The sequence below is a fragment of the Faecalibacterium prausnitzii genome, assembly GCF_003287495.1.
GTDB classification, from domain to species: domain Bacteria; phylum Bacillota; class Clostridia; order Oscillospirales; family Ruminococcaceae; genus Faecalibacterium; species Faecalibacterium prausnitzii_I.
The window spans coordinates 321,234-345,736 of sequence record NZ_PRLE01000002.1 but is presented as its reverse complement, the minus strand read 5'-3'; the positions used below and the strand labels follow the sequence as shown (position 1 = coordinate 345,736).

General features: G+C 54.4%; 21 protein-coding genes. 11 read left to right on the top strand and 10 right to left on the bottom strand.

The genetic code is table 11. From position 1 onward, the window contains the following. Positions 1-132: 132 nt before the first annotated feature. Positions 133-834 (bottom strand): response regulator transcription factor, encoded by a 702-nt coding sequence (locus C4N22_RS05085; protein ID WP_022256977.1) that lies wholly within the window; start codon positions 832-834, stop codon positions 133-135. A gap of 101 nt (positions 835-935) precedes the next feature. Between C4N22_RS05085 and C4N22_RS05080 the strand changes: the two genes are divergently transcribed. Further along, positions 936-2,411 carry a sensor histidine kinase gene (locus C4N22_RS05080; protein WP_112148211.1) on the top strand — a complete coding sequence of 492 codons (1,476 nt, stop codon included), beginning with the start codon at positions 936-938 and terminating at the stop codon, positions 2,409-2,411. Positions 2,412-2,471: 60 nt separating this feature from the next. On the opposite strand, the gene C4N22_RS05075 is transcribed toward C4N22_RS05080, so the two are convergent. Genes C4N22_RS05075 through murD form a run of 3 tightly spaced genes read right to left on the bottom strand, consistent with a single transcriptional unit; the run spans position 2,472 to position 5,928 of the window. Continuing rightward, positions 2,472-3,734, bottom strand: coding sequence for an aminotransferase class I/II-fold pyridoxal phosphate-dependent enzyme (locus C4N22_RS05075; RefSeq protein ID WP_112148210.1), 1,263 nt, complete (start codon positions 3,732-3,734; stop codon positions 2,472-2,474). Between the two features lie 17 nt (positions 3,735-3,751). Next, positions 3,752-4,531 carry a GNAT family N-acetyltransferase gene (locus C4N22_RS05070; protein WP_022256974.1) on the bottom strand — a complete coding sequence of 260 codons (780 nt, stop codon included), beginning with the start codon at positions 4,529-4,531 and terminating at the stop codon, positions 3,752-3,754. Next, positions 4,528-5,928: a UDP-N-acetylmuramoyl-L-alanine--D-glutamate ligase gene (gene murD / locus C4N22_RS05065; RefSeq protein ID WP_112115257.1), complete on the bottom strand. Its 1,401-nt coding sequence runs from the start codon at positions 5,926-5,928 to the stop codon at positions 4,528-4,530. Before murD ends, C4N22_RS05070 begins: the two co-directional genes overlap by 4 nt. 433 nt (positions 5,929-6,361) lie before the next feature. On the opposite strand from murD, the gene C4N22_RS05060 reads away from it, so the two are divergent. The 4 genes from C4N22_RS05060 to C4N22_RS05045 all read left to right on the top strand — a co-directional run bounded on the left by C4N22_RS05060 (position 6,362) and on the right by C4N22_RS05045 (position 11,316). Further along, entirely contained in the window at positions 6,362-7,951 is a 1,590-nt protein-coding gene (locus C4N22_RS05060) for a peptide ABC transporter substrate-binding protein (protein ID WP_242980950.1), read from the top strand. A gap of 28 nt (positions 7,952-7,979) precedes the next feature. After that, the gene (locus tag C4N22_RS05055; protein WP_112148208.1) at positions 7,980-8,936 is read left to right on the top strand and encodes a LysR family transcriptional regulator; all 957 of its coding nucleotides are present in this window, start codon (positions 7,980-7,982) and stop codon (positions 8,934-8,936) included. 223 nt (positions 8,937-9,159) lie between these two features. Next, entirely contained in the window at positions 9,160-10,470 is a 1,311-nt protein-coding gene (locus C4N22_RS05050) for a 2-hydroxycarboxylate transporter family protein (protein WP_112115254.1), read from the top strand. Positions 10,471-10,494: 24 nt separating this feature from the next. Beyond that, positions 10,495-11,316, top strand: coding sequence for an alpha/beta hydrolase family protein (locus tag C4N22_RS05045; protein WP_112115253.1), 822 nt, complete (start codon positions 10,495-10,497; stop codon positions 11,314-11,316). A 95-nt stretch (positions 11,317-11,411) separates the two neighbouring features. On the opposite strand, the gene C4N22_RS12850 is transcribed toward C4N22_RS05045, so the two are convergent. The 3 genes from C4N22_RS12850 to C4N22_RS05030 all read right to left on the bottom strand — a co-directional run bounded on the left by C4N22_RS12850 (position 11,412) and on the right by C4N22_RS05030 (position 13,533). Further along, positions 11,412-11,594, bottom strand: a complete 183-nt coding sequence (locus C4N22_RS12850; RefSeq protein WP_022256968.1) for a hypothetical protein — start codon at positions 11,592-11,594, stop codon at positions 11,412-11,414. Positions 11,595-11,637: 43 nt separating this feature from the next. Further along, positions 11,638-12,168, bottom strand: coding sequence for a methylated-DNA--[protein]-cysteine S-methyltransferase (locus tag C4N22_RS05035; RefSeq protein ID WP_112148330.1), 531 nt, complete (start codon positions 12,166-12,168; stop codon positions 11,638-11,640). A gap of 63 nt (positions 12,169-12,231) precedes the next feature. Beyond that, a complete protein-coding gene (locus tag C4N22_RS05030) occupies positions 12,232-13,533 on the bottom strand; it encodes a galactokinase (RefSeq protein WP_112148207.1) in 1,302 nt (433 codons plus the stop codon). A gap of 200 nt (positions 13,534-13,733) precedes the next feature. Between C4N22_RS05030 and C4N22_RS05025 the strand changes: the two genes are divergently transcribed. From C4N22_RS05025 to C4N22_RS05010, 4 genes are all read left to right on the top strand, one after another. Further along, positions 13,734-14,594: an AraC family transcriptional regulator gene (locus C4N22_RS05025; RefSeq protein ID WP_112148206.1), complete on the top strand. Its 861-nt coding sequence runs from the start codon at positions 13,734-13,736 to the stop codon at positions 14,592-14,594. A gap of 15 nt (positions 14,595-14,609) precedes the next feature. Continuing rightward, on the top strand, positions 14,610-16,259 hold the full coding sequence (gene rlmD / locus C4N22_RS05020) for a 23S rRNA (uracil(1939)-C(5))-methyltransferase RlmD (protein WP_112148205.1): 1,650 nt from the start codon (positions 14,610-14,612) through the stop codon (positions 16,257-16,259). 188 nt (positions 16,260-16,447) lie between these two features. Next, complete coding sequence (locus tag C4N22_RS05015; RefSeq protein ID WP_112148204.1) at positions 16,448-18,835, top strand: N-6 DNA methylase; 2,388 nt, start codon at positions 16,448-16,450, stop codon at positions 18,833-18,835. Between the two features lie 3 nt (positions 18,836-18,838). Beyond that, positions 18,839-19,576 (top strand): hypothetical protein, encoded by a 738-nt coding sequence (locus tag C4N22_RS05010; RefSeq protein ID WP_112148203.1) that lies wholly within the window; start codon positions 18,839-18,841, stop codon positions 19,574-19,576. 121 nt (positions 19,577-19,697) lie between these two features. On the opposite strand, the gene C4N22_RS05005 is transcribed toward C4N22_RS05010, so the two are convergent. Genes C4N22_RS05005 through C4N22_RS04995 form a run of 3 tightly spaced genes read right to left on the bottom strand, consistent with a single transcriptional unit; the run spans position 19,698 to position 22,872 of the window. Beyond that, positions 19,698-21,122: a DUF4062 domain-containing protein gene (locus tag C4N22_RS05005; RefSeq protein WP_112148202.1), complete on the bottom strand. Its 1,425-nt coding sequence runs from the start codon at positions 21,120-21,122 to the stop codon at positions 19,698-19,700. A 48-nt stretch (positions 21,123-21,170) separates the two neighbouring features. Further along, complete coding sequence (locus C4N22_RS05000) at positions 21,171-21,929, bottom strand: hypothetical protein (RefSeq protein ID WP_112148201.1); 759 nt, start codon at positions 21,927-21,929, stop codon at positions 21,171-21,173. Beyond that, positions 21,913-22,872, bottom strand: coding sequence for a MarR family transcriptional regulator (locus C4N22_RS04995; protein ID WP_112148200.1), 960 nt, complete (start codon positions 22,870-22,872; stop codon positions 21,913-21,915). Before C4N22_RS04995 ends, C4N22_RS05000 begins: the two co-directional genes overlap by 17 nt. 201 nt (positions 22,873-23,073) lie before the next feature. Here C4N22_RS04995 and C4N22_RS04990 point away from each other — a divergent pair, with 201 nt between their 5' ends. Both C4N22_RS04990 and C4N22_RS04985 read left to right on the top strand, forming a co-directional pair. Beyond that, positions 23,074-23,553 carry a flavodoxin gene (locus tag C4N22_RS04990; protein ID WP_112148199.1) on the top strand — a complete coding sequence of 160 codons (480 nt, stop codon included), beginning with the start codon at positions 23,074-23,076 and terminating at the stop codon, positions 23,551-23,553. Positions 23,554-23,570: 17 nt separating this feature from the next. Continuing rightward, entirely contained in the window at positions 23,571-24,398 is an 828-nt protein-coding gene (locus C4N22_RS04985) for a hypothetical protein (RefSeq protein ID WP_146746509.1), read from the top strand. Positions 24,399-24,503: the final 105 nt, after the last annotated feature.

The following is a 24,503-nucleotide window of genomic DNA, read 5'->3' as shown; positions in this document are numbered from 1 at the left end:
CCCGATTTCCCGTCGATTTTACACGGGCAGGGCTGTTTTGTTATTTTTTTGCTTATCTTTTTCAAAACAAAGCGCCCGCTGCTTAAGTTTCCTTAAGAAGCGGGCGCTCATTCCCTAAGCAATCTTAAATTTTCAGTCCGCACCACGGCCCTCCGGCTGGAAGATATAGCCTTTGCCCCAGACATTTTTCAGGTAAACGGGCTTGGCGGGGTCCGGCTCGATCTTGCCGCGCAGGTTGTGGATGTGCACCTGCACGGTGCGCACATCCCCCAGGCTATCCTTGCCCCAGATCTTCTGGTAGAGCTCGTTGGCGGTAAAGAACGTGTTGGGGTACCGGACAAACAGCGAGAGGATGCGGTACTCCATATCGGCCAGGTGGATGCTCTGGCCGTCGTGCTCCACACTGTGGCGGTTGGCGTCCAGCGTAAAAGCCGCGCAGTGATAGCCATTGACATTGGGCTCGGCCGCGTCCATCTGCACCCGGCGGATGTTGGCCATGATGCGGGCCAGCAGCACTTTATTATGATAGGGCTTTGTGAGGAAATCGTCACCGCCCATCTCCAGCGCCCGCACCACCGTGTCGGTATCGTCCAGGCAGGAGGTAAAGATGATGGGGCAGTGGTGCCAGCTGCGCAGCCGCTGGCACAGGTCCACGCCGTTGGTATCCGGCAGCAGGATGTCCATGAGGATGACATCAAATTTTTCCCGGGCGTGGCTCAGTGCATCGCCGCCCGTCTCAGCGCACACCACCTCAAAATTCTGCTGGCTCTGCAGAAAATACCGGGTGGTGTCACGGATCACCGGGTCATCTTCCACCATTAAAACGCGGATCATCCCTATTTGCTCTCCCCTTTTTGGCTATTCTTTGTTATACTATTAACAGTATACCGTATCCGGTTCAAATTCTCAACTGGTTTCTGGGGGAGGAATCCAACATGAAATGGAAAAAACAGCTCTGTGCCGCGGCGGCGGTGCTGCTGGCACTGGGCATCGCACTGGCGGGCGTCCTGCTCAATCAGCATTTTCTCGTTCTTTCCGGGGGCATCTCACGGACAGAGATGCAAAGCCCCCTGGGCGACCTGGTCCGCAGCCATCTGCAGCTGGTGGCGCTCATCGTCTTTGCCACGCTGGCCGCTGCCATCCTGGCCCTTTACCACTACAAAAAGCAGCCGGAGCTGCGCTATTTTCTCCTCTATCTGGCAGTTCTCTTTTTCTGGGGCACCCTGGTAGCCTTTTTTCCTGCCGGGTTTCAGGGGCTGCTCCAGCGGTTCATGCGGCTGTTTTTTGCCATCACGATCCTGGCGTCGGCCCTGCTCTCCGCAGCGCTGCTGGCCCTGCCTCTGCCCGCCAAATGGGTGGTGCCCGCCTCGGCAGTCTTTCTGCTGCTGGGGCAAGTCCGCTTGCCCATCCTGCGGTTCGGCACGCTGACGGCCGGCATGTGCCTCTGCCTCTACCTGCTGCTTTCAGCCTACCTGCGCGGGTACGAAGCCGCCGGGCTGCTGCTCTTTCCCTGCGCCATCACAACAGGGTTCCGGGTGTGGGTCCTGCTGCCCATTCTCCCCTTTTATGTAGAGTGCTACCCGTTCTATCTGCTGCGGTGCGCCCGGGTGTTCGATATCCCGTTTGCGCTGGGCTGCATGACTTACGTCTGCCGCCGCTTTGCTTTGCAGTTTGACCGTACCGAGCAGCTGGCCCAGGAGCTGGATACCAGGGTCATCGAGCGGACCCGGGCCCTGACCGAGGAGACCGAAGCCCGCAAGAGCATGATGCTGAACATCTTTCACGACCTGCGCAGCCCGCTGTTTGCCGTGAGCAACGGGCTGGATACCCTGGCCGAGGCTCCCGACGCCCTGCCGGCCCTGCTGCCGGCCCTGCTGCAGCGGGTGGCTTTTGTCCGCAGTCTGACGGAAGACCTCTTTCTGGCGGCCAAGCTCGAGCAGAAGCAGGTGCTGCTCAATGAGGACCGGGTGGCCCTGAACGAAGCCACCGCCGCCGTCTGCGCCGCCTGCCAGAGCGAAGCCGCCCAGAAAGGGGTCACCCTCCGGGCGGAGACGGACTGCTTCCTGCCCGTCTGGGGCGATAACGTGCGCTTACAGCAGGTGGTGCAGAACCTCGTTACCAACGCCATCCACTATACTCCTGCGGGCGGTGTGGTCACAGTGACCTGCGCGCGGGAGGGCGGAACCGCCCGGGTGACGGTGCAGGACACCGGGTGCGGCATTGCGCCGGAAGATCAGACAGCCGTGTTCGACCGCTATTTTCACACCACGGCCAACACCAAGCACGATTCCACCGGCCTTGGGCTGACCATCGCGCAGGAGCTGGCTCATCTCCACCACGGGGAGATCACCCTGCAAAGCGAGGTGGGCAAGGGCAGCCGCTTTACGCTGAAGCTGCCAATTTTGGAATAACGTCCTTGCCCTCTCCGGCGCGTCCGCGTCAGCTGTGGCGGAGAGGTTGTCTTAGTTTTTTTAGTTTTTAAAGTAAGCGTTCTGCACGGCCAGCAGCACACCGGCACGGCTGGCGGCAAAGTTCAGGCCGCCCTGCAGGTAGCAGGTGTAGGGAGCGCGGAGGGGACCGTCGCAGGAGAGCTCAATGGTGCTGCCCTGAGTAAAGCTGCCGCTGGCCATGATCACCTCATCGGTGTAACCCGGTTCCGGGCAGGGTTCCGGGGCCGCGTAGCTGTCCACCGGGCTGGCGGCCTGCACACCGCGGCAGAAGCCCACAAGGGCATCCGCCGTGCCGGCATCAAAGCAGGTCACGATGTCGTTGTGGTCGTCGCAGTAGCGCGGGATGGGGTTCTTGCCCAGCAGCTCCAGCAGGCACTGCGCATAGATGGCGGTCTTGATGGCCTCGCAGACCACGCCGGGGGCATAGTAGAAGCCCAGGTACATATCACGGGGCGTTTCCAGCGTGCAGCCCAGATCCTTGCCCAGGCCGGGGGCGTTCAGACGGTAGGCGCACAGCTCCACCAGATCTTTCCGGCCTGCGATGTAGCCGCCCGTGGGGGCAATGCCGCCGCCGGGGTTCTTGATGAGACTGCCCACCACGAGGTCCGCGCCCACCTGGCAGGGCTCCTGCGTCTGGGTGAACTCGCCGTAGCAGTTGTCCACAAAGATGATGATGTCCGGGTTTGCCCTGCGGGCCGTCTCGGCGATCTTGCGGATGGTCTCGAGGTCAAAAGCGTTGCGTTGCAGGTAGCCACGGCTGCGCTGGATGTGGCAGACCTTAGCCCCCGGGGCTTTCTGGGCAATCAGCTCATAATCCGGGGTAAAATCGGGCTTGAGGGGAGCTTCGTCGTACTTTACGCCGTAGTCCATCAGGGTGCCGGTGCCCTTGCCCTTGCCATCCAGACCAATGACGCCCTCCAGCGTATCGTAGGGACGGCCGGTGGCGGCCAGCAGGGTATCCCCTGCCCGCAGCAGACCAAACAGGGCCACGGCCAGAGTATGGGTGCCGCTCTGGAACTGGCTGCGCACAAGGGCGTCTTCCGCGCCCATCACCTGGGCAAAAATCTGCTCGAGTTTGGCGCGGCCGGAATCCCACAGGCCATAGCCCGTGGTGCCAAGCATATCGGTAGAAGACATCTGGGTATCCCCAAAAGCCTTGAGCATCTTGAGCTGGTTGAAATCCCGGATCTCCTCCATGTGGTGGAAATAGGGCTGGCAGAGCTCCATGGCCTTTTCGTCCAGGGCGAGCACCTCGGGTTTATAATCAAAGAAATGGTTCAGCATTGACATGTTTAAAAATTTTAATCCTTTCCAATCGGGCTTTCGTAACGCGCAAGGGTGCCAAGCGGGTGGAAGCCGAGTTGTGTGTAAAAATGCACCCGCTCGGGGCTGCAGAGGAAAACGGGCTGATCCCCCTGCGCGGAGAGGGCGTTGGCCATCTGGACGATGAGCCGCCCGCCGACCCGCTGGCCCCGGAGAGCTTCGGCGGTCTGGCCGCAGGCCATGTAGGCCTGCCCGTTGCAAAGGGCGTAGGCTCCCACCGTGCAGACGATGTTCCCGCCCTGCTCCAAGGTCCAGACCAGTGCCTTGCCCCGGCTGCGCTTGGTGCAGAGCTCCGAGTAAAAATCATCCCGCCGGGCAGGCCGGTCCGGGAACAGATTTTCCGCCACCGGGCCGGAAGCCGGATCTTCCACAAAGGTCAGGCTGTCCCAGAGGGCTTTCTGCGCCTCGGTCTGGGCTGGCAGGGGCAGCTGTTCCCCCGCCGCAAGGCCGAAGATGGTGTGGTCACACGTCTTTTGCCAGCCCACAGGGGGCGGGCACTCGGCCTCATCCAGAATGACGGCCCTGCAGCCGCAGAAATTCAGAAAACTGGCCAGCTCCTCGGGGTTGGCGTGGCCTGCCGCCCAAGCCGTGCGGCCACCGATGTCCAGCGCCAGCGTCGGCCCGGCAAAAAAACGGCCCGGCTGGGCTTTGCCCAGCAGCTGCAGCGCCAGCGGCAGGGTGGCCCCGCAGCAGAGCTTCCCCCGGCAGGCGTTCAAAAAGCGCTGACGCTGGCGGGGCGTGTTTACCTGTGCGATCACTTGAGCTCGTTGACGATCTTCTTGAACTCGCGGCCGCGCACCTCAAAGTTGGGGTAGAGGTCAAAGGAGGCGCTGGCGGGCGAGAGAATGATCTCATCGCCAGGGTGAGCGGCGGCTCGGGCCAGCTCCACAGCATGCTGCATGTTATCCGCGTGCTCGATGACGAGGCCGCTGGCGGCAAAATCCGGATGCTCCCGCACCACTTTTTCAATGCGGGGGCCGGTAGCGCCCATGAGGATCAGAGTCTTGACGTGCCGGATGACCTCCGGTGCCAGAGGCTCATAGGGGATGTGCTTGTCATAGCCGCCCGCGATGAGGATGAGCTTCTGGTTGAAGCTGCGCAGGCCCGCGATGGTACGGGTGGGGCTGGTGCCGATGGAGTCATTATAATAAGTAACGCCGTCCAGCACACGGACCGGCTCAATGCGGTGCTCCACACCCGTAAAGGTGCTGCCCACTTTCTGGATGGCTTCTACCGGCACCTCGCCCCAGACGGCAGCGGCAGCTGCCAGCAGATTCTCGATGTTGTGCAGGCCCCGCAGCTTGACGTCTTTCTGGGCCAGGAACGGTGTCACAACGCCGTCCTCGGCCATGCAGAGCATTCCGTCATCCCGCAGGAAAGCGCCATTGTCGGTCTCGTGCAGGCGGGTGAACCAGACCTGCTTGCCCTTGCAGTCGGCCTGCATCCCACGGGTGATCTCGTTCTCATAGCCCAGCACCTCGCGGCAGGGCGGCACCTGATGGATGAGGATGTTCCGCTTGGCGTCGATGTACTCCTGCATATCCTTGTGGTGGTCCAGATGGTTGGGGGTAACGTTGGTGACCACCGCGATCTTCGGGCTCTTGTGCATACTGATCAGCTGGAAGCTGGACAGCTCCACAACCGCCACATCCTCCGGAGCCACCTCGGGCAGCATGGGCAGCAGAGCGGCACCGATGTTGCCACCCAGGTGCACCTTGCGGCCAGCGGCTTCATAGAACTTGGAGATAAGGGTGGTGGTGGTGGTCTTGCCGTCGGAGCCGGTCACGCCCACGATCTCACAGGGGCAGAAATCAAAGAAAAGCTCCACCTCGCTGGTGACCATGGTACCCGCCGCCATAGCGTCCTGCAGAGGCTTTTCAAAATAGCCCACAAAGCCGGGGGTACGCATGATGATGTCCTGGCCTTTGAAGCCTTCGAGGTAGTTTTCGCCCAGGCTCAGGTCAATGCCCAGCTCCCGGATGGTGGCAGCGTAATCGCCAAAATCGTCCACGGACTTCTTCTGGTCGCAGAGGGTCACATGAGCGCCCAGCTCCACAAACTCCTTGATGAGTGCCTTATGGCTGACGCCGGCACCAATGAATGCAACCTTTTTGCCCTTGATCAGTGCGGCAAGCTGCTGCTGTTCTTTCTGCATAAATCAGGTTCCTCCCAAATTATATAGATATCGTAAACTACTGCGTGATTTTTTACGCGGCTCGCCCTCTCCGTCATCGCTTACGCGATGCCACCTCTCCCAAAGTGAGAGGCCTTGGCAGTCCATGCAAAGAGCACCTCTTTGCCAAGGGCTCCCCCTTTGGGGGAGCTGGACGCCGAAAAGGCGGCCTGAGAGGGCTAGGCCGTTAATCATTTTACACCTTTTCGGTCTGCTTGGCAACGGAAAACCGCCAAACGGAGCAACAAAATCCCCTGAGAAATTCACAAAAAGGCAATTGTCTTTTCCCCTGCTTTCTGCTACACTTACAGTGCGCCTTTTTTCGACGCTGCATCAACGGGTTATTCCGGCCCGTGCCCTGCAGCGCCCGGCACACGCAAAACGGGGGCCTAGAGCCCTGAAAGGAACTTTCCCTTTGAAACGATCTACCAAACAAAATCTTTCCCACGGCCCGCGCCGGGTGCTCTGTGCCCTCCTCGCTGCCGTGCTTGTGCTCAGTCTGGCCGGGTGCGGCTCGGGCTCGGCCAGTTTTACCTGGTTCGTGGATACCATCCCGTCAAACCTCGACCCGCAGGTAGCCTCCACGGCTTCGGACGTCATCGCCTGCGAGAACCTTTACAGCGGCCTTGTCCGTAAGGACGCCAGCGGCAAGCTCGTCCCCGCCCTTGCGGAACACTGGGAAGTCTCCTCGGACCGCCGCACCTACACCTTTACGTTAAAGAGCGGCCTGACCTATACCGCCACCAAGGGCGCAGCCACCGATTACGCCATCACAGCCGAGGATTTCGTGTTCGCGTTCCGGCGGATGTTCCGGGCCGATACTGCTTCTCCCTATGCGGTGGAATTTTCCGCCATTGAGAACAGCGCCGCCGTGCTGGCAGGCCAGCTGCCCGAGACAGCCCTCGGCGTTCAGGCGCGTGGTGATGCCACCCTTGTGTTCTGCCTGAGCGAGCCGGACGAGAATTTTCTCTCCAAGCTCACCCTGCCCGGCGCCATGCCCTGCGACGAGGACTTTTTCAACAGCACCCGGGGTACTTATGGCCTGAGCGCCGCCTCCACCCTTTCCAGCGGCAGCTTTTACCTTTATAACTGGACCGCCAGCGGCCTGTTCCTCCGCCGGGAACCCAGCGGGAACCGCATCGACAGCCTGCGGCTGGTACAGAATACCGGTGCCTCCGGCCAGTCGGCAGCCCAGCTCATTGCCAATGAAAAATGCTCCGCGGCTCTGGACGAAACCGGCGAGGCCACCAGCCTGCAGAGCCTCTCCTACTCGGATACTACCTGGAGCCTGCTCTTCAACTGCAATTCCGTGTTTGGCTCTACCCCGTTGCGGCAGGCGCTGGCCGAGGTGGCCCGCACCGCCGCCAGTACCCCGGACTCCGGGCTGTTCGCACCGGCCACGGGGCTCATCCCGGACGGGCTGACCGTGGACGGCATCGATTACCGCGACGCCGCAGGCGACCCCACCCCTGCCCCGGTCGATGCCGTCCGCCTCTACCGCGAGGCCCGGCAGGGAATGTCCAACTCTGATTTCAACAATGTCACCCTCCTGCTGCCCGCCGGCAGCGGCCTGACTCAGGCAGCCGAGGAGATCAACGGCGAGTGGCAGAAACAGTTTTCCCTCTTCTTCTCGCTGGAAGAAGTGGAGCCGGAGGAATTTGAAAAGCGGCTTGCCGAGGGCAATTACACCATTGCGCTGGCCCCCATCAGCGCCGAGAGCGGCAGCGTATACAACGTGCTGGCCCAGTTCACCGCCCAGGGCGGCGGGCTGACGGGCTACGCCAACTCCCTTTACGCCACCCAGCTTGCCGCCAGCAGCACCGCCACGGGCAGCGCCCGGTGTTCCCTGCTGGCCGACTGTGAGCGCCAGCTGCTGAGTGACTGTGCCGTGGTACCGCTGTTCAGCCAGCAGAAGCGGCTGCTCATCGCGGACGGCATCCAGGGACTGGTGTTTGACCCCTTTGGCCCGGTGCTGGACCTGACTGAGACCACGCTGAAAAAGTAACGCAATTTCTTTCGGAGGAGGCTTTGTTGTGGACACCAACGTTTTCCGATATGTGCTGGAAGTAGACAAATGCAAAAACATCACGTTGGCGGCAAAGCACCTGTTCATCTCCCAGCCTGCCCTCACCAAGCAGTTGAGCAAGCTGGAAAAAGAGCTGGGCTTCCAGCTGTTTGACCGCGCCCACACGCCCATCACCACCACGCCGCAGGGGGAGCTTTTTCTGGATTTTGCCCGGCGGTATCAGGAGCTGGAGCAGGACTTTCAAAACGACATCGCTCTCAGCCGCCATACCCCGGCGGTCCCGGTCCGCATTGCCACCACCCACCGGGGCGGCGGATACGCCGGCATCCACACCGCCGCCTTTATGGCCGCTTACCCCAACATCTGCCTGGAATATCTGGACACGAGCGCCCGTAAATGCGAGGAACTGCTGGAAGAAGAGCAGGTAGACCTTGCCATTTACACCGACCCCATCCTCTCCAGCAAACTTGAATATATGCCTTTGGAAGAGGACCCTCTGGTCTTCGTTATCCCGCAAAGCTCTCCCCTTCTGGCTGGGCTGGACCTCTCCGGCAATTCTTTGGAGCACCCCGTGGAGATCGAGTCCCGGCGCTTCCGCGACCCCTCGCTGCGGTACATTCTTGCCACCCCCGGGCAGGGGCTGTATTACGCGGAGAATGCTTTCTTCAAAAAATATCGTGTCACTCCACTGGACCCTCTCCGGGTGGAATACGTCGATACCCGCTACTCGGTCGTGCAGAGCGGTTGCGGCATCGCATTGTTCCCGCACACCACGGTCATCCAGCACTCTCATGGCAACAGCCAACCGCCGCTTTATGGCATCCCGAAAGGTGACGCTTTATACCGCTACATCATCATTGCCCGGAAAAAGGGCCGCACCCTCTCCCCCGATGCAGAAGCCGTCTGGCGTTTTATGGTGAACCAGCGGCTGGAAGCCAATCACCATTTGGAATCCACTCCATAACCATCCCGCATTGCCCGAACCGAGCCGACGTCTTTCCGGCCCGGTTCGTTTCGTTTGAAAGCGTTCTCGCTTTTTCGCGCGATTCCAAATGGTTATCGGCCCGGCGAAAACGCGGAATCGAGGAAGTATTGCATAATTCATTCTCCACGTCGTATAATGCAATTGTTAGATTTGCTAGCAAATAAATCGGACAACCTGAAAGAAATGAAATGGAGGACGCAAAGTGAAAACGTTAAAAGAAACCAAGATCCTTGGTTTTCCCCTTTGGATGTTCCTGATTCTGGCGGCTCTGATGATGGTGATGGCGGCCAACGACTGGATGCTGACCAACATGGTCGGTGCACTGGCCTTCGCTATGGTCGTCGGCACCCTGCTGGGCTGGGTGGGCGATCACATCCCCGTCTGGAAGACCTGGTTCGGCGGCGGCATGCTCTTCGCCTGCCTTGTGGCCGGTGCCTTCAATACCTTCAATCTCATCGGTGAGGGCTCCAAGGAAGCCCTGAACACCTTCAACGGCACTACTGGTTTTCTGGACCTGTACATTCTGATCCTGATTACCGGCTCTGTGCTCTCGGTGGACCGTAAAATGCTTCTCAAATCCTTTGTGGGTTATATTCCCACCATCCTTGCCGGTATCGTCGGCGCGCTGGCGTTGGCCGGTGTTGTGGGCGCTGTGACCGGCGTGGGCGCCATCGAGGCCATCACCGGCTATGCCATCCCCGTCATGGGCGGCGGCAACGGCGCAGGCATCCAGCCCATGAGCAAGATGTGGGCGGCTGCCACCGGCGGCGATGCTTCCACCTGGTATGCGTCTGCCTTCGCCATCATCAGCATCGGAAACCTCGTGGCCGTCATCATGAGTGCACTGCTCAATAAGCTGGGCAATGCTCATCCCTCTCTCACCGGCAACGGGCAGCTCATGAAGGGCATGGAAAATGCAAAGGCTTCCACTGCCGAAGAATACAAGCCCACTGTGGCCGATTACGCCACGGGTCTGGCCCTCGGCGTTGTCTGCTATAACGTTGCCAACCTCTATTCCAAGCATATTTCCATCATCAACAACCATCTGGACCTTGGCTTCTCCATCCACACCTTCGCCTTCATGGTCATCCTGATTGCTATCCTCAACATCTCCAACATCCTGCCGGAGAATGTCAAGGCTGGTGCCAAGGGGATGCAGCAGTTCTTCGTTAAGTATATGTCCTTCCCCCTGATGATCACCGTCGGCATCGGCACCAACCTGTCGGACTACGCCAAGGTCTTCACCAACCCTGCCTACATTCTCATCATTGCAGCCACTGTCATCGGCGCCATGATCGGCACTTTCCTGATGGGCAAGCTGTTTGGCTTCTATCCCGTCGAGGGTATGCTGACCGCCGGCCTGTGCATGGCCAATGGCGGCGGTTCCGGCGACGTCCAGTGCCTTGGCGCCGCACACCGCATGGAGCTGATGTCCTATGCACAGATCTCTTCCCGTATCGGCGGCGCCATCATGCTGGTGGTGGCAAGCTTCTTCTTCGGCAAATTCCTGTAAATCGAATTGTGAGGTACAACTATTATGGCAAAAGAAAATCCCCTTGCTTCCAACCTGACGTTGGAACAGCAGAAAAATCTGTTTGGCAACGCCTACCTGAATATGCTCTGGCACTGTCCCACCGACCAGCGCTTTCCCTACTGGGTCCATCTGCCGGACTGTTATTATGATGAAAAAGACCCGCACTATAAGCTGCTGGTCATCATCCACGGCACCGGCTGCGCGGTGGAAGATTACGTCCGCCACGCCAAAGAGCTGGCCGATCGAGACCATGTGGCGGTTCTGGCTCCCCTCTTTCCCGGCGGCCTCATCCAGCGGGATGATTTCAACAGCTATAAGCTTCTTTCCTGCGACGGCGTCCGCTATGACCAGATCCTGCTGGACATGATCGACGACATGGCCAAGCGTTATCCCGGTGTGGAGACAGACAAGTTCTTCCTGTTCGGCCACTCGGGCGGCGGCCAGTTCGTCAACCGCTTTCTCTTCGCACATCCCGAAAAACTGCGTGCCTGCGCCATCGGTGCACCGGGCCGTCCCACCTTCCTGAACCCGGACGAGGATTATTTCTGGGGCACCCGGGATTTCAAGAACTACTTCGGGCATGACGTTGACCTTGCAGCGGTCCAGAAAGTCCCCGTTCTGGTCATCGTCGGCGAAAACGACACCAAGTTCATCGGCGATTCGCCTTACGGCGACAACCGCGTGGCCCGCATGAAGAGCCTGCAAAAGAACCTGCAAGACCACGGGGTGCACACCGAGTTGACCATCCTTCCCGGCTTTGCCCATGAGGGCGGCGAGAAGGAGCGGGTGCAGGCGGCTCAGCATTTCTTTGAAGCTTATCTCTGATTTCTGAATCAACCCAAATAACTATAAACGCCGGAGCTTCTGTTCACGCAGAGGCCCCGGCGTTTCCTTCATTTTATGCTGTTTTATCGCTTATTTTATTTCTTTGCCTCTACCGACGGGCGAACCACACTGGTGAGCGGGTGCGGCACATAGAGCTCTTCCAGATACTCCACCTCTTCCGGCGTCAGAGTCACATCCAGCGCGATCTGGCTCATCTTGCAGCCGATGCAGACCTTAGAGACATTGAGGTCGGAGTTTCCCAGTTTGGTGTATTGCATTGCAAAAACCTTCTCATGATCGATGGATTTCCTCATACAACTTTTAGATTGCCGTGCCTTTTGTCGGCACAAAAAAGCGGCTCATGTCCACATGCTCCAGCTGCAGCAGGCGCACTTTTTTCTCAATGCCCCCGGCATATCCTGTCAGGCTGCCGCTGGTGCCCACCACCCGGTGGCAGGGGATGATGATGGAAATTTCATTGTGGCCTACCGCCCCGCCGACTGCCTGTGCCGACATCCGGGTCTTGCCCTGTTTTGCAGCCAGCTGCTGTGCCAGCGCGCCGTAGGTCGTGGTCTGCCCGTAAGGGATCTGGAGCAGCAGCTCCCACACGGCCCGCCGGAACGGCGACCCAACGGGGTGGAGCGGCGGGGTAAAATCCGGCTCCCGGCCGCTGAAATAAACATCCAGCCAGCGCTTTGTCCTTTGTAAGGCAGGCGTCTCCCGCTCCTGCTGTTCCGGGCCAAGGATATTGGCGAAATATTTTTCTCCCTCAAACCAGAGGCCGGTCAGGCCCGCTTCATCCGCCGCCAGCAGGATGCCGCCCAGCGGAGAATCGCAATGCAGGGTGTACATCCCGTTGCATTCTTCTTTCTGGCTCAGGCAGGTAGTCTCTCCCACTCCATCCTGAAATCGCATTTACATCTCGCTCCCTATTTGAACGGCTCCCTGCTCCCGCAGTTTCAGGCGGTAACAGCTGCCCGGGCCAAACACGCCCTCGATGGCCGCGCAGTAAGCTTCCAGCAGCGGGGCGGGCACAAAGGCCTGGATCGTCCCCGCAAAACCGCCGCCCTGCATCCGCCAGGCTCCGCCGCCCGCTTCAAGGATGCTCTGGCTCAGCGCCAGCGCGATGCTCAGCCCCTGATGCCGCGGGTCGGAGGCGCAGTAGACGTTCTGACAGTACTCAAACGAGGAATGGCCATTTGCCCGGATGAGATGCAGAAACTCCGCAAAGTCTCCTCGTTGCAGGGCATTCTTCTGGGCCAGTGCCCGGGCGTTTTCCTGATAATAATGAATGGCCCGCAGGACAGCTCGATCCCCGCATTGAGTGCGCAGCCGGGGCAGCGCCTGCCAGAATGCCGTTTCCAGCACCTGCCCCAGCACATTCTGGCCCAGACAGGCCGCCACAGCCTCCATTTCCCGGCGAATGGCCGCGAATTCCCCGGTCAGCTCGCTGTGACTGGCCTGAGTATCGGTCACGCAAAGAGTAACCCCCTCCGGCAGCAAGCCCGCTGCGTGGATTTTTTCAATTTCAGGGGCACAGGGGTCAGCAAAATTTGCAAAGATGACGCCGCCCACGGCACTGGTCAGCTGGTCCAGCAGGCCGCAGGGCTTGCCGAAATAAGTATTCTCCGCATACTGACAGATCTTTGCCATCTCCGGCCCCGAGAGGCCGCAGCCATACTCCCCGTTGAGGACGACAGCCATTCCCATCTCAAACGCCGCCGAGCTGGAAAGGCCGGACCCCCGCAGAACATCGCTGGCGGTGTAGGCATCAAAGCCGCCGGTCTCTTTCCCCAGCGCCCGGAATCCCTCCGCAATGCCCCGGATCAGGCTGGCGGAATGGGTGCTCTCCCCCTGTTGGGGCTCCGGCTCGCTCAGGTCAATGACGTCCAGCTTGTTGAACCCCCGGGATTTGACCCGGATGAACCCGTCATCGCTGGGGGACGCCACCGCGATCAGATCCAGTGTCACCGCCGCCGCCAGCCCATAACCGTGCTGGTGGTCGGTGTGGTTGCCGCCCAGCTCGGTCCGGCCCGGGGCCGAGTACAGCCGCACCTGCCGCCCCGGCCCAAAGTAGAGCTCAAACTGTTCCAGTGCCGCCGCATAGCGTGCCCGCTGCCGCCTCAGCTCTGCCGCGCCGCCGCCGTACAGCGCCCCCAGTGTCTCGTCCCATTTACCCGCCAGAATTTCGTCCCGGACCTGTGCACTCGTTGCCATCGCAGAACCTCCCCGCAAAATTCCTCCATGCTGGTTTGATACAACTATTTTAATGCATCGACGCCCGATTTTCAATTCGATTGCCGAAAAAAGCATTTTTTTGGTGTCCAGCCCAAAGAATAAGATGTACTTTTGTTGAATTTGCAAGGGCAATTGTGGTATACTGGCACCAGAAATCTGACAGGCGGGAGGGAGCCACAATGGCAGACGTTTATAAACAGTCGTTCAAGCAGAGCGACACCAATAATATTGAACTTTCCATCTTCAACTGTGGTTTGGAGCGCTGCGCCCCCGGCCAGACCTGGGGGCCCGGCATCCGCGACCATTACCTCATCCACCTGGTCGTCTCCGGCCGGGGCGTATTTGAGGTGGGCGGCAAGACCTTTGCGGTCGCGCCGGGCGATCTGTTCTTTGCCAAGCCCAGCCAGCTCATCCGGTATACGGCGGATGAGCAACAGCCCTGGGAGTACAGCTGGGTCGGCTTCAACGGTGCCTGCGCCCATAAGCTGGCCGCTCAGCTCCCCTTTACCGATGAAGCACCTGTCCACCACACGCAGGACCCGGAGGGGATGCGGGCAGCCCTGACCAACATCTACTCCTCCCGCGGGCTGCAGCCTCAGGACGAGGCTGCCATGGTGGGCTATCTCTACCTGTTCATCTCCGCCCTCATGCGGGAGACCAGCGAGTCCAAGCCCCACAGCACTTCTTCCTCCAGCCAGTATGTGCTCAACGCCATCAAGTACATCCAGTTCAACTACTCCCACGACATTTCCATCGACGATGTGGCCAAGAGCGTGGGAGTTTCCCGCAGCCATCTGTACCGGGTGTTCATGCTCAACGTGGGCCAGAGCCCCATTGATTACCTGACCGAATACCGCATCAACGAGGCCTGCAAGCTGCTGCGGGCAGGCAACCTGTCCATTGCAGAGGTGGCCATCTCGGTAGGCTTCTTTGATCAGTTCTATTTTTCGCGGGTGTTCAAGCGCGCCAAGGGCGTGCCGCCCAGCAAATACATGGCCACCCAGACCGATCCTGCCGCCGCGCCGCAGGAAAAACCATAAGGAGACCGTTCCAACATGCCTTTACAGAAAAATCAACTCCTGACCCTCCGCATTGAGCGCCTTTCCAGCGACGGCAGCGGCGTGGCCCACTCCGCAGACGGCGAGGCCGTTTTTGTACCCAACACTGCCCCCGGCGATGAAGCGCGGATCAAGATCGTCAAAGACTGCGGCCGCTACGCGTTTGGCATTCTGGACCAACTGCTCACCCCCTCGCCCGACCGCGTGGAGGTAGACTGCCCGGCCGCCGGTCCCTGCGGCGGCTGCAGCCTGCGTCATCTCAGCTATAAGGCAGAGCTGCAGGCCAAACACGAGAACGTAACAGACGCGTTCCGCCGCATTGGCGGGCTGGATGTCCCTGTGCTGCCCACAGTCCCCTCCCCCGAGGTGGACCGCTACCGCAATAAAGTGCAATTCCCGGTCGGGCGGGACAAAAACGGCCAGCCCTGCATTGGTTTTTATGCTGGCCGCACCCATCGCATCGTCCCCTGCCCGGACTGTAAGCTGCAGCCCGGCGTGCTCAATGAGATCGGCAACGCGCTCTGCGCATTCTTCGCCGCCCATGGCATCCAGCCCTACGACGAGGAAAGCAGCAAGGGCCTTGTCCGCCACATCTTCCTGCGGCGGGGGGCACACAGCGGCCAAATCATGGTCTGCCTCGTCTGCACCCGGGCAAAGCTCCCCCACAGTGAGGAGCTGGTGGCCCATCTGCGGGAGCAGTTTTCGGCCATTGCCACCATCTTACTGAATGTCAACGCAAAAAATACCAATGTCATTCTGGGCAGCGAGACCCACCCCCTGTATGGCCCTGGCTACCTCGAAGACACCCTCTGCGGCGTCCCCGTCCGGCTGGGCCCCCTGTCGTTCTATCAGGTCAACACACTGGCCGCTGAGCAACTCTACGGCATCGCGGCCCAATATGCCCAGCTCACCCCGGACGACCTGCTGCTGGACCTCTACTGCGGCATGGGCACCATCGGCCTTTCGATGGTAGACCACTGCCGGGAGCTGGTGGGTGTGGAGATCGTACCAGAAGCGATTGAAAGCGCTAAGGCAAATGCCGCTCGGATGGGCGACGCCATCGCCACCAAGAGCCGCTTTTTCTGCGCCGACGCCGGCGCTGCCGCCACCCGCCTCGCGGCTGAGGGCCTGCGCCCGGACGTCATCGTCCTCGACCCGCCCCGCAAAGGCTGCGATGAAGCCACCCTTTCTGCTGTTGTCAAGATGAATCCCCAGCGGGTGGTCTATGTCAGCTGCAACCCGGCCACCGCCGCCCGGGACGCCAAGTGGCTGGAGACACAGGGGTACCGCACGGAAAAGGTGCAGCCTGTGGATTTGTTCCCGAGGACGAAGCATTGCGAATGTGTCATCGCACTTTCCAAGGGTGAGATCGACTTCAAAAAAGTCCGTGTAGAGTTTTCCTTGGAGGGCATGGACACTTCAGGATTGCAAAAGGGTGCGACCTATCCTGAAATCAAGGCCCGTGTGTTGGAACAGACTGGGCTGAAGGTTTCTTCCCTGTATATCTCGCAGGTCAAGCAGAAATGCGGTCTGGAGGTACGGGAGAACCACCACAAGGCAAAGTCCGAAAATACAAAGCAGCCTCAGTGTCCGAAGGAGAAAGAAGATGCAATTGTGGAAGCATTGAAGCATTTTCAAATGGTTTGATTTACAGTATGCCCGTCTGGTTTTCAGGCGGGCATTTCTTTTTGGCAAAATATAGTCATTCCTCAAAATCCGTGGTACAATAGATGCAAGAATCATTTTTCAGGAAAAACGTCCTGCCATCCGATTTATAGGACACCCATTGTTATAAAATCAGGATGTCCACCTATCACAAAAACAAGGAGCAACGTATGCCAAACGATAAGATCACCGCCGTAGGTGCCAATATTGCCGAAAAAGCCGCCATGATCTGGAACGTAGCCGATATGCTGCGGGGGCCGTTCAAGCCCCACGAGTATGGTCTGGTCATTCTGCCCATGACCGTGGTGAAGCGGTTCCACGACTGCCTGCTGCCCACCCATCAGGCAGTGCTGGATACCTACGAAAAGGTGAAAAAGCTGCAGGTCATCGACGGCTTTTTGCAGAAAGCCTCCGGCTACCAGTTCTATAACATCAGCCGCTTCACCTTCGAGACCCTACTGGCAGACCCGGACAACATTGAGTCCAACTTCCGGGATTACCTGTCCGGCTTTTCTGCCAACGCACAGGATGTGCTGGCAAAGTTCGACTTTGACAACATCATCAAGCGGATGGTGGAGAGCAACACCCTCTACCTCGTTATCAAGGAGTTCGGCTCCGAGAAGGGCTATCTTGGCCCGGACAAGATCAGCGCCGTGGATTGCGGCTACATCTTCGAGGACTTGGTGCGACGGTTCTCCGAGAGCTTTGGCGAGGAAGCCGGAGCTCACTTCACCAGTCGGGATATCATCTACCTGATGACCGACCTGCTGCTGTCTGAAGCCGACCTCGATACCAGCAGCATGACCGTTTACGATATGGCCATGGGCACCAGCCAGATGCTCAGCTGCATGGAAGAGCGCATCCACGAGCTGAACAGCGACATTGAGGTGACCTGCTTTGGGCAGGAGTTCAACCCCTCCACCTTTGCCATCGCCAAGGCGGACATGATGATCCGCGGCGGAGACCCCAACAATATGCGGTTCGGTGATACTTTGTCGGAGGATCAGTTCCCCGGATTCACCTTCCAGTACATCATCTCCAACCCTCCCTTCGGCATTGACTGGAAGCGGGAGCAGAAGGCGGTGGAAGCCGAAGCCGCCCGGGGCGAGATGGGGCGTTTTGCCCCCGGTCTGCCCAAGATCAGCGATGGGCAGCAGCTTTTTGTGCTGAACGGTCTTGCCAAGCTGGCAAACAAAGGCAAAATGGCCATTATCCAGAACGGCTCTCCCCTGTTCAGCGGCGATGCCGGCAGCGGACCCAGCAACATCCGGCAGTATATTCTGGAAAACGACTGGCTGGACTGCATCATCCAGCTTTCCACCGATATGTTCATGAACACCGGCATCTCCACCTACATCTGGGTGCTCAGCAAGGATAAGCCCGCCCACCGTGCGGGCAAGGTGCAGCTTATTGACGCCAGCCACTGCTTCGAGCCACGCCGCAAGAGCATCGGCACCAAGCGCAACGACATCACCGATGCCTGCCGGGAGCTGATCGTCACCGCCTACGGCGAGTTTGCCAACGGCAAGGTGTACGGCGACAAAAACGGCATCTACTGCGAGAGTAAGGTGTTCGAGAGCGTGGAGTTCGGCTACAACAAGATCGTGGTGGAGCGCCCCCAGCGGGACGAGGCGGGCAACGTTATCCTGAAGCGTGGCAAGCCTGTGCCGGACACCAGTCTGCGGGACACCGAAAACGTACCGCTGGTGCAGGATATTGACGCCTACTTTGCCCGGGAAGTTCTGCCCTACGCCCCCGACGCATGGATCGACCACAGCAAGACCAAGGTGGGCTACGAGATCCCCATGACCCGCTATTTCTACGAGTATCAGGCACCGGAAGCCGTGGAAGATATCGTGGCACGCATCACCGCACTGGAACAGGATATCTCCGCCGGGCTGGCAGAGCTGTTCCATAAGGAGGGCTGTGTTACCAAAGGTGTGCGTGGTGAGCGGGAGATGAAGGATAGCGGAGTTGAGTGGATTGGGGAAATCAATCATAGATTTTCCCTCATTAAACTAAAATACATCTGTTCTATCCTAGACCAATACCGAAAGCCTATTTCTGCTGATAAGCGCAGTCAATCTGGTTCCGTTCTCTATGATTATTATGGAGCATCCGGTGCCATCGATAAAATTGATGATTACACGATTGACGATCATGTCATGTTGATCGGTGAAGATGGTGCAAATCTACGAATGCGTAATTTGCCGTTAATGTACGAAGTCAATGGTAAAGCATGGATCAACAATCATGCACACATTCTCAAACCAACCGAACAAGTGGATTTCTATTATTTGTTCTATGCTCTTGAAGAGTTAGATATCAACCCTTATATTACCGGCTCCGCACAGCCTAAACTCAGTCAAGAAAAACTACAAAACATTTGGGTTCCACTCCCCGATCTTGAAGAGCAACAAGAGATTGCAACCTATATCCGTTCCAAGTGTGCCGAGATTGACAAGCTGATTGCAAAGAAAGAGCAGCTGATAAAAGAGCTGGAAAGCTATAAGAAAAGTTTGATTTATGAGGTTGTAACGGGAAAGAGGGAGGTGTAAAACATGATGTTCGCACATAGTACGCTTGAGCAGCACAAATTCAAAAGAGGAAAATTCACAACACCGTTTAACGACGCTTTCGGTGACAAACTCCAGCTTAGTTCGTGGGGCAGCGAAAGACTTCCAGAGTACCTTTGGATCGGCTTAATTCTAAAGAAACACGGTCGCTCAAAGGGACTCCAAAAATGCTATTGGATTTTAAAAAAACTTCACGACGCACTTCCAAATATCAATTTCCCCACGATTTCGAATATTTTCACATTAGAAGATGTTAACCAGCAACTCTTTTGGGAATTTGTTGAGCATGTTTCAGGACAAGAATCATTGTCACCACTTACCCTTATTTACACATATCGAAATTATCCTATCTTTAACAAGATCTTTCAAACCAGCTTAGCTTATAAGGAGCAGATTGCTTCAATCGAATCCGTATTAAAAGATGCATATTATCACCAAACAGAGTTCGCAACAGATATCCGTTTTGTTGTTCTTTACTTTGAGTTAATGCAGGGAAGAACTCACGCTCCTAAAGACATTCTTGACGAAATCTGCAAATATCCCTCTCTTGAACATAGTGATGAACAAATGCGTTCTATTCGCCCTTTAATTCGTAGCATGGAAATTGCTAGAGGGAATATATCAGATAGTGAAACCGACAAAAGTAATTTAACTCTTTTTTGGAAGATGGTGAGTGAAATGAGCGATTGTGAGCTGTATACTATAAACTATGAGGCCCCCTGATGTCAAGATAGGGACAACAATTTTTTCAAAAAAAGCAAAAAAAAATAAGCCGTATAAAGTTTCCCATTGGGTTAAAACCATTGGGAAGCCCTATGCGGCTTATTCGTACTTATTTTAATTATTAGACAATTTCAAATTCAATATCATGAACTTTCGGTTCAATATATTCCGAACACATCATTGAAACGCTTACTTTGAATTTTCCTTTTCTAGCCGGAACAATATATATCCCATCAAACTCGGTATCATCTTTATGTGGCAACTGATTGCATTCAGCAAATATTGAGTTATCTCGTATAGATATTGATTCAAACACAGAAGAATTGGAGTTGTTAAAAATTGCCGGGTCTATAATCGGCAAGCTTCGAGCTGAGTAGAATGGCTGCATTCCGTCCATACTATTTTTCAACAAGCCATATACTGGATTTAAGTCGCTCATAAAACGTTCCTCTGCCTTTTCAATAGGATTCGTTGGAAGTTTTGGTGCTTTCGGCTCCTTCATTTTTTCGATATCATCAATGTCATATACAAAAATATCTTTTGGAAATACGATTGAGATTCTAATGTCGGTTGCTTTCGCTGTTCCCTTATTAAGCACTCTTAGCTTGAGCGCAACACCACCGTTTGTTATTGTCTTATATACGCTCATCTTGTGTGCATAATCATTTATTTCTTCTTCAGACGGTAGTGCTGCATTGTAAGCCTGCAAGTCCTTTTCTTTTACATACTTTTTTAAATGTGATTCAACGCAACCTAAATCAAGCGGTTCATACTTGTTTTTGTAGCATTCTCCATCATTATGATATAACTGGATCTTGATTGCATTATCTGAGCTATCAATAAGCAATTTTCCATGTGTTTTAAGACCTTTTCCGTCCACTTCTTCATCATCCTGTTGATCCAGCACAACTGCGGCCATCAACTCAGGAACCCGCTTTACAATCTGTGATTTCAACTCAGCATTTTCCTGCTCAAGTTCTCTTATCTTTTTATTCAAACTGAGAATTTCTGCATGACTTGCTTCAATATCAAAGGCATCTCCTCTTATCCACCCTGGACGCTTTTTTCGATCCATTTGCTGATGTAAAGATTCTGAAACCTCTCTAGCAAGTTCGTCAATATTAGTCCACCACTGTACCGTTCGTCCTTTTTTAGCTTCTGTCTTGAAATCAGCCAGCTTTTTTATACTTTCTGGATCTTTTTCTATAAATTCCGGCTTAATTGCCACATCATCATCAATTATGAATACCAGAACAGGAATTTTCTTCTCTCTCGCATAGCGAAATTCCTTTTCCGTATAGCTAATTCCAGCATCCGATCCAGATTCTATTACAGAGCCATATCGCTGTCCCAAAATCAAAACATAATAATCCGAACTATCAATCGTCTCTTGTATGATTTCCCACTGTTCTTCGTCAGCAGCGTTAAACATCTCCATACCAACTGGGAAATGCATCATCGATAGGATGGCATCCCTTACTTTGCTACGGGCTTCTATCAAATCTTTATACGTTGACGAAATAAAAATCTGGTATTTCTTTTCCATGTTATATCACTTCCTTACAAGCTAGTGGTTCATTCCATAACCCATCAATTATTGTAGCGCATATAATTCTACTAATTCCTGAAGAATCTGTTCTTTCGTTCGTCCCACAAGCCCCAACTGTTTAACATCAACCGTTTCATTTTCCATTCGATCAACAAACTTCTGCATATCCTCATACACGCCACTAGGAGTGACAATCTCAACCGTAGGATCAAGCAGTTCAGTCAAACGAAAAACATCATTTTTATGTTTCTTAATGTTTTTACTATCAACGTGTTCTCCGGCTGCTTTGCGATCCGTCAAATCCATCCATGCTTTCGCCTTGAACGGAATCAAATATGCAGCGTCCAAAACCGTTACTCCATCAACAGTCACTTTCCCCTGCTTCAAGAACTCATAGTAATCATCATCCAAAAGGATTGCAGACAAGCTCGATATATCCTCATCCATTGGTAGCGGTGTCAATACTGCATCATCTGGAAGTTGAATTGCATCCAGTTTTCTAGTGAACAGTTCGATCATTGCTGGATAACGGTTTGAAGTCGGGTGACTGAACCGATAAAACTGCGGCACACCAGAGCTTTTATTACGATGTTCGTATCCAGCCTGTTTTACATAGTCCCAGAATTTTCTTCCAAAAGCCGCATCCACAGCTTCAATAATTAGAACAAGGTCAATGTCTTTTGTTGCACGGAAGTCTAAGCCTTCTTCTGTCATCAAGATATCACACGCAGTTCCACCGATAATTGCATACTGGCTTTCGTTACCCTTGAACCATTCCTTAAAGCTTTCAATCCCTGTTACCATCTATCTTCCTCCACAGATTATTTAACATTTCTTCTACTGCTTCTTCTACCCGTTCATCTGCATCTTCCCTGAGCGATAATGCCAGAGAAAGTCCATCGACCATTTTTCCCTTCGATAATTTTCGTGGGTCATATCTCCACATTTCAACAGCCACCTGTGAATTTGAGTCCTGTAAATCCTTGGTCATACAGTCATTCCACTGAGATATTTTTTCTGAAGCATAGCACCGAACACTAGGCGCATTGAGCATCGAATACTCCGCCAATGCGAAATATCCGCTCTCCAACAATTCACTCTTTACTTCCTCGCATGGAACATAGACCGTCCTTTTCACAGGATTGAGCAGAACTTTCTCTGCTTTGTAAAATAACTCTTTGGCAGAGTTTTCCGAAAGCAGTATCTTCTGCACTCCATTTTTTCTTGATCGCAGAAATCCCATTCCTTCAAGTTGTTTAGAAGCTCTGGAAATAGACGTTGGTGTCAAATCCAAATCTTTTGCAGCTTGACTTGTAGACAGCTCCTTTGCTCCCTCATAAATATAGTAAAGCAACAGCATCTGCGCCGATGGCAAGATTTCTTCTCTGTCACTCTTTTCTGCATCACAGCGTTCCTGCAAATATGCTGCCATAAAGGGCAGATAAATTTGCTTTCCATCCACAATAAATGCTATTTTCTCTCGAAGCAAATACTCTTTCTGCCGTGCAGTGATCTGTTCCAATACTAAAATCACCGGACAATCCGCAACCTTTTTCACACGTTCCAGATGCTTTTTTAATGTTTCCACCTGCTCCAATTCGGTTTTAGGATACAAAAAAACAGCTTTTTGACCACTCAGAGATACTTTCTGTGAATCATACCTTGTACTGATGAAGTTTGGCAAATGCTCTAAAGCTTTATTTTCATATAGCACTTCAATTCCTAAAACTCGCTTAAGGTATTCCACTCTATCGCCTCCATTCACAACTCTTTTTCTGTATTATAACTCATTTTAAGTTAAGATACAATATAAAAGTTATGATTATCCAAATCCAGCTATTGAAACACCAATATTTTCCAAACAATTTTGCTTTCATTTCACTTCTTGATACCCCTCCCTTACCGTGCTATACTATTATCAAATCAAATATTGAGGGAGTGCATTGTTATGAGCAAAAAGCTTGTTGCCTATTTTTCTGCCAGCGGCATTACCGCAAAAGTTGCCGAAGATTTAGCAAATGCCATCGGTGCAGACATTTTTGAAATCCGTCCCGAAGTCCCTTACACAAAAGCCGATCTGAACTGGATGGACAAGAAATCCCGCAGCACCATCGAAATGAGCGATCCTACCTCTCGCCCTGCCATCGCCGTCAAGCGCAATAACATGGACGAATACGACACCATCTTTGTCGGATTCCCTATCTGGTGGTATATTGCTCCGACGATCATCAATACATTTCTGGAAAGTTATAATCTAAAAGGTAAAACAATCATTCCCTTTGCCACCTCCGGCGGCAGCAGTATGGGTAAAACCAATGAAAAACTTGCGCCAAGCTGCCCCGGTGCCAAGCTCCTGCACGGTAAGGTTTTCAATTCCTACTCCAGCAAAACAGATTTGTCCGCATGGGTAGAAAGCTTAAATTACTGAATTAAGGATGTGTTTATATGTGTAATTCCTCTTGGAAAAATCCTAATGATCTTATTCTTGTTCTAAGATGTACAACACTTGAATTTGCTAAAGACCTAGTCAACCTTGGACAAATCAAGTTCAGTACTCCTAAATCATGGGAGCAGTATGGAAAGCAGGGACGTGGCGATATTTATGAAGGAACTCTTGCTTACTCTAGCAAGTTCTATCCTTCTCAATATGAAAAGCTTATTGCAAAATATTCCAACACCTGTACTTATGAATTACCAAATCGAATTTTAATTAAAAACAGAAGAGATATGCAACTTCCCTGCATCTGTTTTTATGGGCTAAAAACGGATGCCTTTCCCCCACCTCAAAATGAAGGAAGAAACAGAATTTCAACCTATATTGATGCTAAATATTTTCGAGATTTTGCGGATAATGCTTCCCCTGCTGAAATAGCAGCATTGCCTCCCAAGAAGCAGCCCGCAATCGCTGTAATAAAGGATTGGGCCGAGTTTGTTCGCAGATTAAAGGCAAAATTAAATTCGATAGGTGTTCCCGATGAATGTATCCTTGTCAGCCCTGTTCAATATTTTGACTTTACGCCTTATAGTACGGATGATAGCTGGGTAGACTTAAACTGTACTCCTCCCAAAGAACTTTTTGTCAAATCTAAACAGGATTTTGAATATCAGAACGAATTACGAATCGTTATCGACACCGATGACCCCACAATCTTAGACCTTTTAAGCAATCCTATTGAAATTGGAAATCTATCCGATATTGCCGCTGTCGCAGAAGGGTATCATCCCGAAGGTATCGAAGTTACGGCAACATTTAATTCCTACATCATTCCCTGATTTTTCCCATTCCTGCGGAATGAAATACCCGCCTGGTCGAGAAGATTTTCCGAATCCTCTCACCCAGACGGGTATTCTTTTTCTTATGCCACTTCTTCTATCCAA

Coding starts and splice junctions, on each gene's coding strand:
- C4N22_RS05085 (WP_022256977.1), bottom strand. CDS start 834: ATGATCCGCGTTTTAATGGTGGAAGATGACCCGGTGATCCGTGACACC.
- C4N22_RS05080 (WP_112148211.1), top strand. CDS start 936: ATGAAATGGAAAAAACAGCTCTGTGCCGCGGCGGCGGTGCTGCTGGCA.
- C4N22_RS05075 (WP_112148210.1), bottom strand. CDS start 3,734: ATGCTGAACCATTTCTTTGATTATAAACCCGAGGTGCTCGCCCTGGAC.
- murD (WP_112115257.1), bottom strand. CDS start 5,928: ATGCAGAAAGAACAGCAGCAGCTTGCCGCACTGATCAAGGGCAAAAAG.
- C4N22_RS05045 (WP_112115253.1), top strand. CDS start 10,495: ATGGCAAAAGAAAATCCCCTTGCTTCCAACCTGACGTTGGAACAGCAG.
- C4N22_RS12850 (WP_022256968.1), bottom strand. CDS start 11,594: ATGCAATACACCAAACTGGGAAACTCCGACCTCAATGTCTCTAAGGTC.
- C4N22_RS05035 (WP_112148330.1), bottom strand. CDS start 12,168: ATGTACACCCTGCATTGCGATTCTCCGCTGGGCGGCATCCTGCTGGCG.
- C4N22_RS05030 (WP_112148207.1), bottom strand. CDS start 13,533: ATGGCAACGAGTGCACAGGTCCGGGACGAAATTCTGGCGGGTAAATGG.
- C4N22_RS05025 (WP_112148206.1), top strand. CDS start 13,734: ATGGCAGACGTTTATAAACAGTCGTTCAAGCAGAGCGACACCAATAAT.
- rlmD (WP_112148205.1), top strand. CDS start 14,610: ATGCCTTTACAGAAAAATCAACTCCTGACCCTCCGCATTGAGCGCCTT.
- C4N22_RS05015 (WP_112148204.1), top strand. CDS start 16,448: ATGCCAAACGATAAGATCACCGCCGTAGGTGCCAATATTGCCGAAAAA.
- C4N22_RS05010 (WP_112148203.1), top strand. CDS start 18,839: ATGATGTTCGCACATAGTACGCTTGAGCAGCACAAATTCAAAAGAGGA.
- C4N22_RS05005 (WP_112148202.1), bottom strand. CDS start 21,122: ATGGAAAAGAAATACCAGATTTTTATTTCGTCAACGTATAAAGATTTG.
- C4N22_RS05000 (WP_112148201.1), bottom strand. CDS start 21,929: ATGGTAACAGGGATTGAAAGCTTTAAGGAATGGTTCAAGGGTAACGAA.
- C4N22_RS04990 (WP_112148199.1), top strand. CDS start 23,074: ATGAGCAAAAAGCTTGTTGCCTATTTTTCTGCCAGCGGCATTACCGCA.
- C4N22_RS04985 (WP_146746509.1), top strand. CDS start 23,571: ATGTGTAATTCCTCTTGGAAAAATCCTAATGATCTTATTCTTGTTCTA.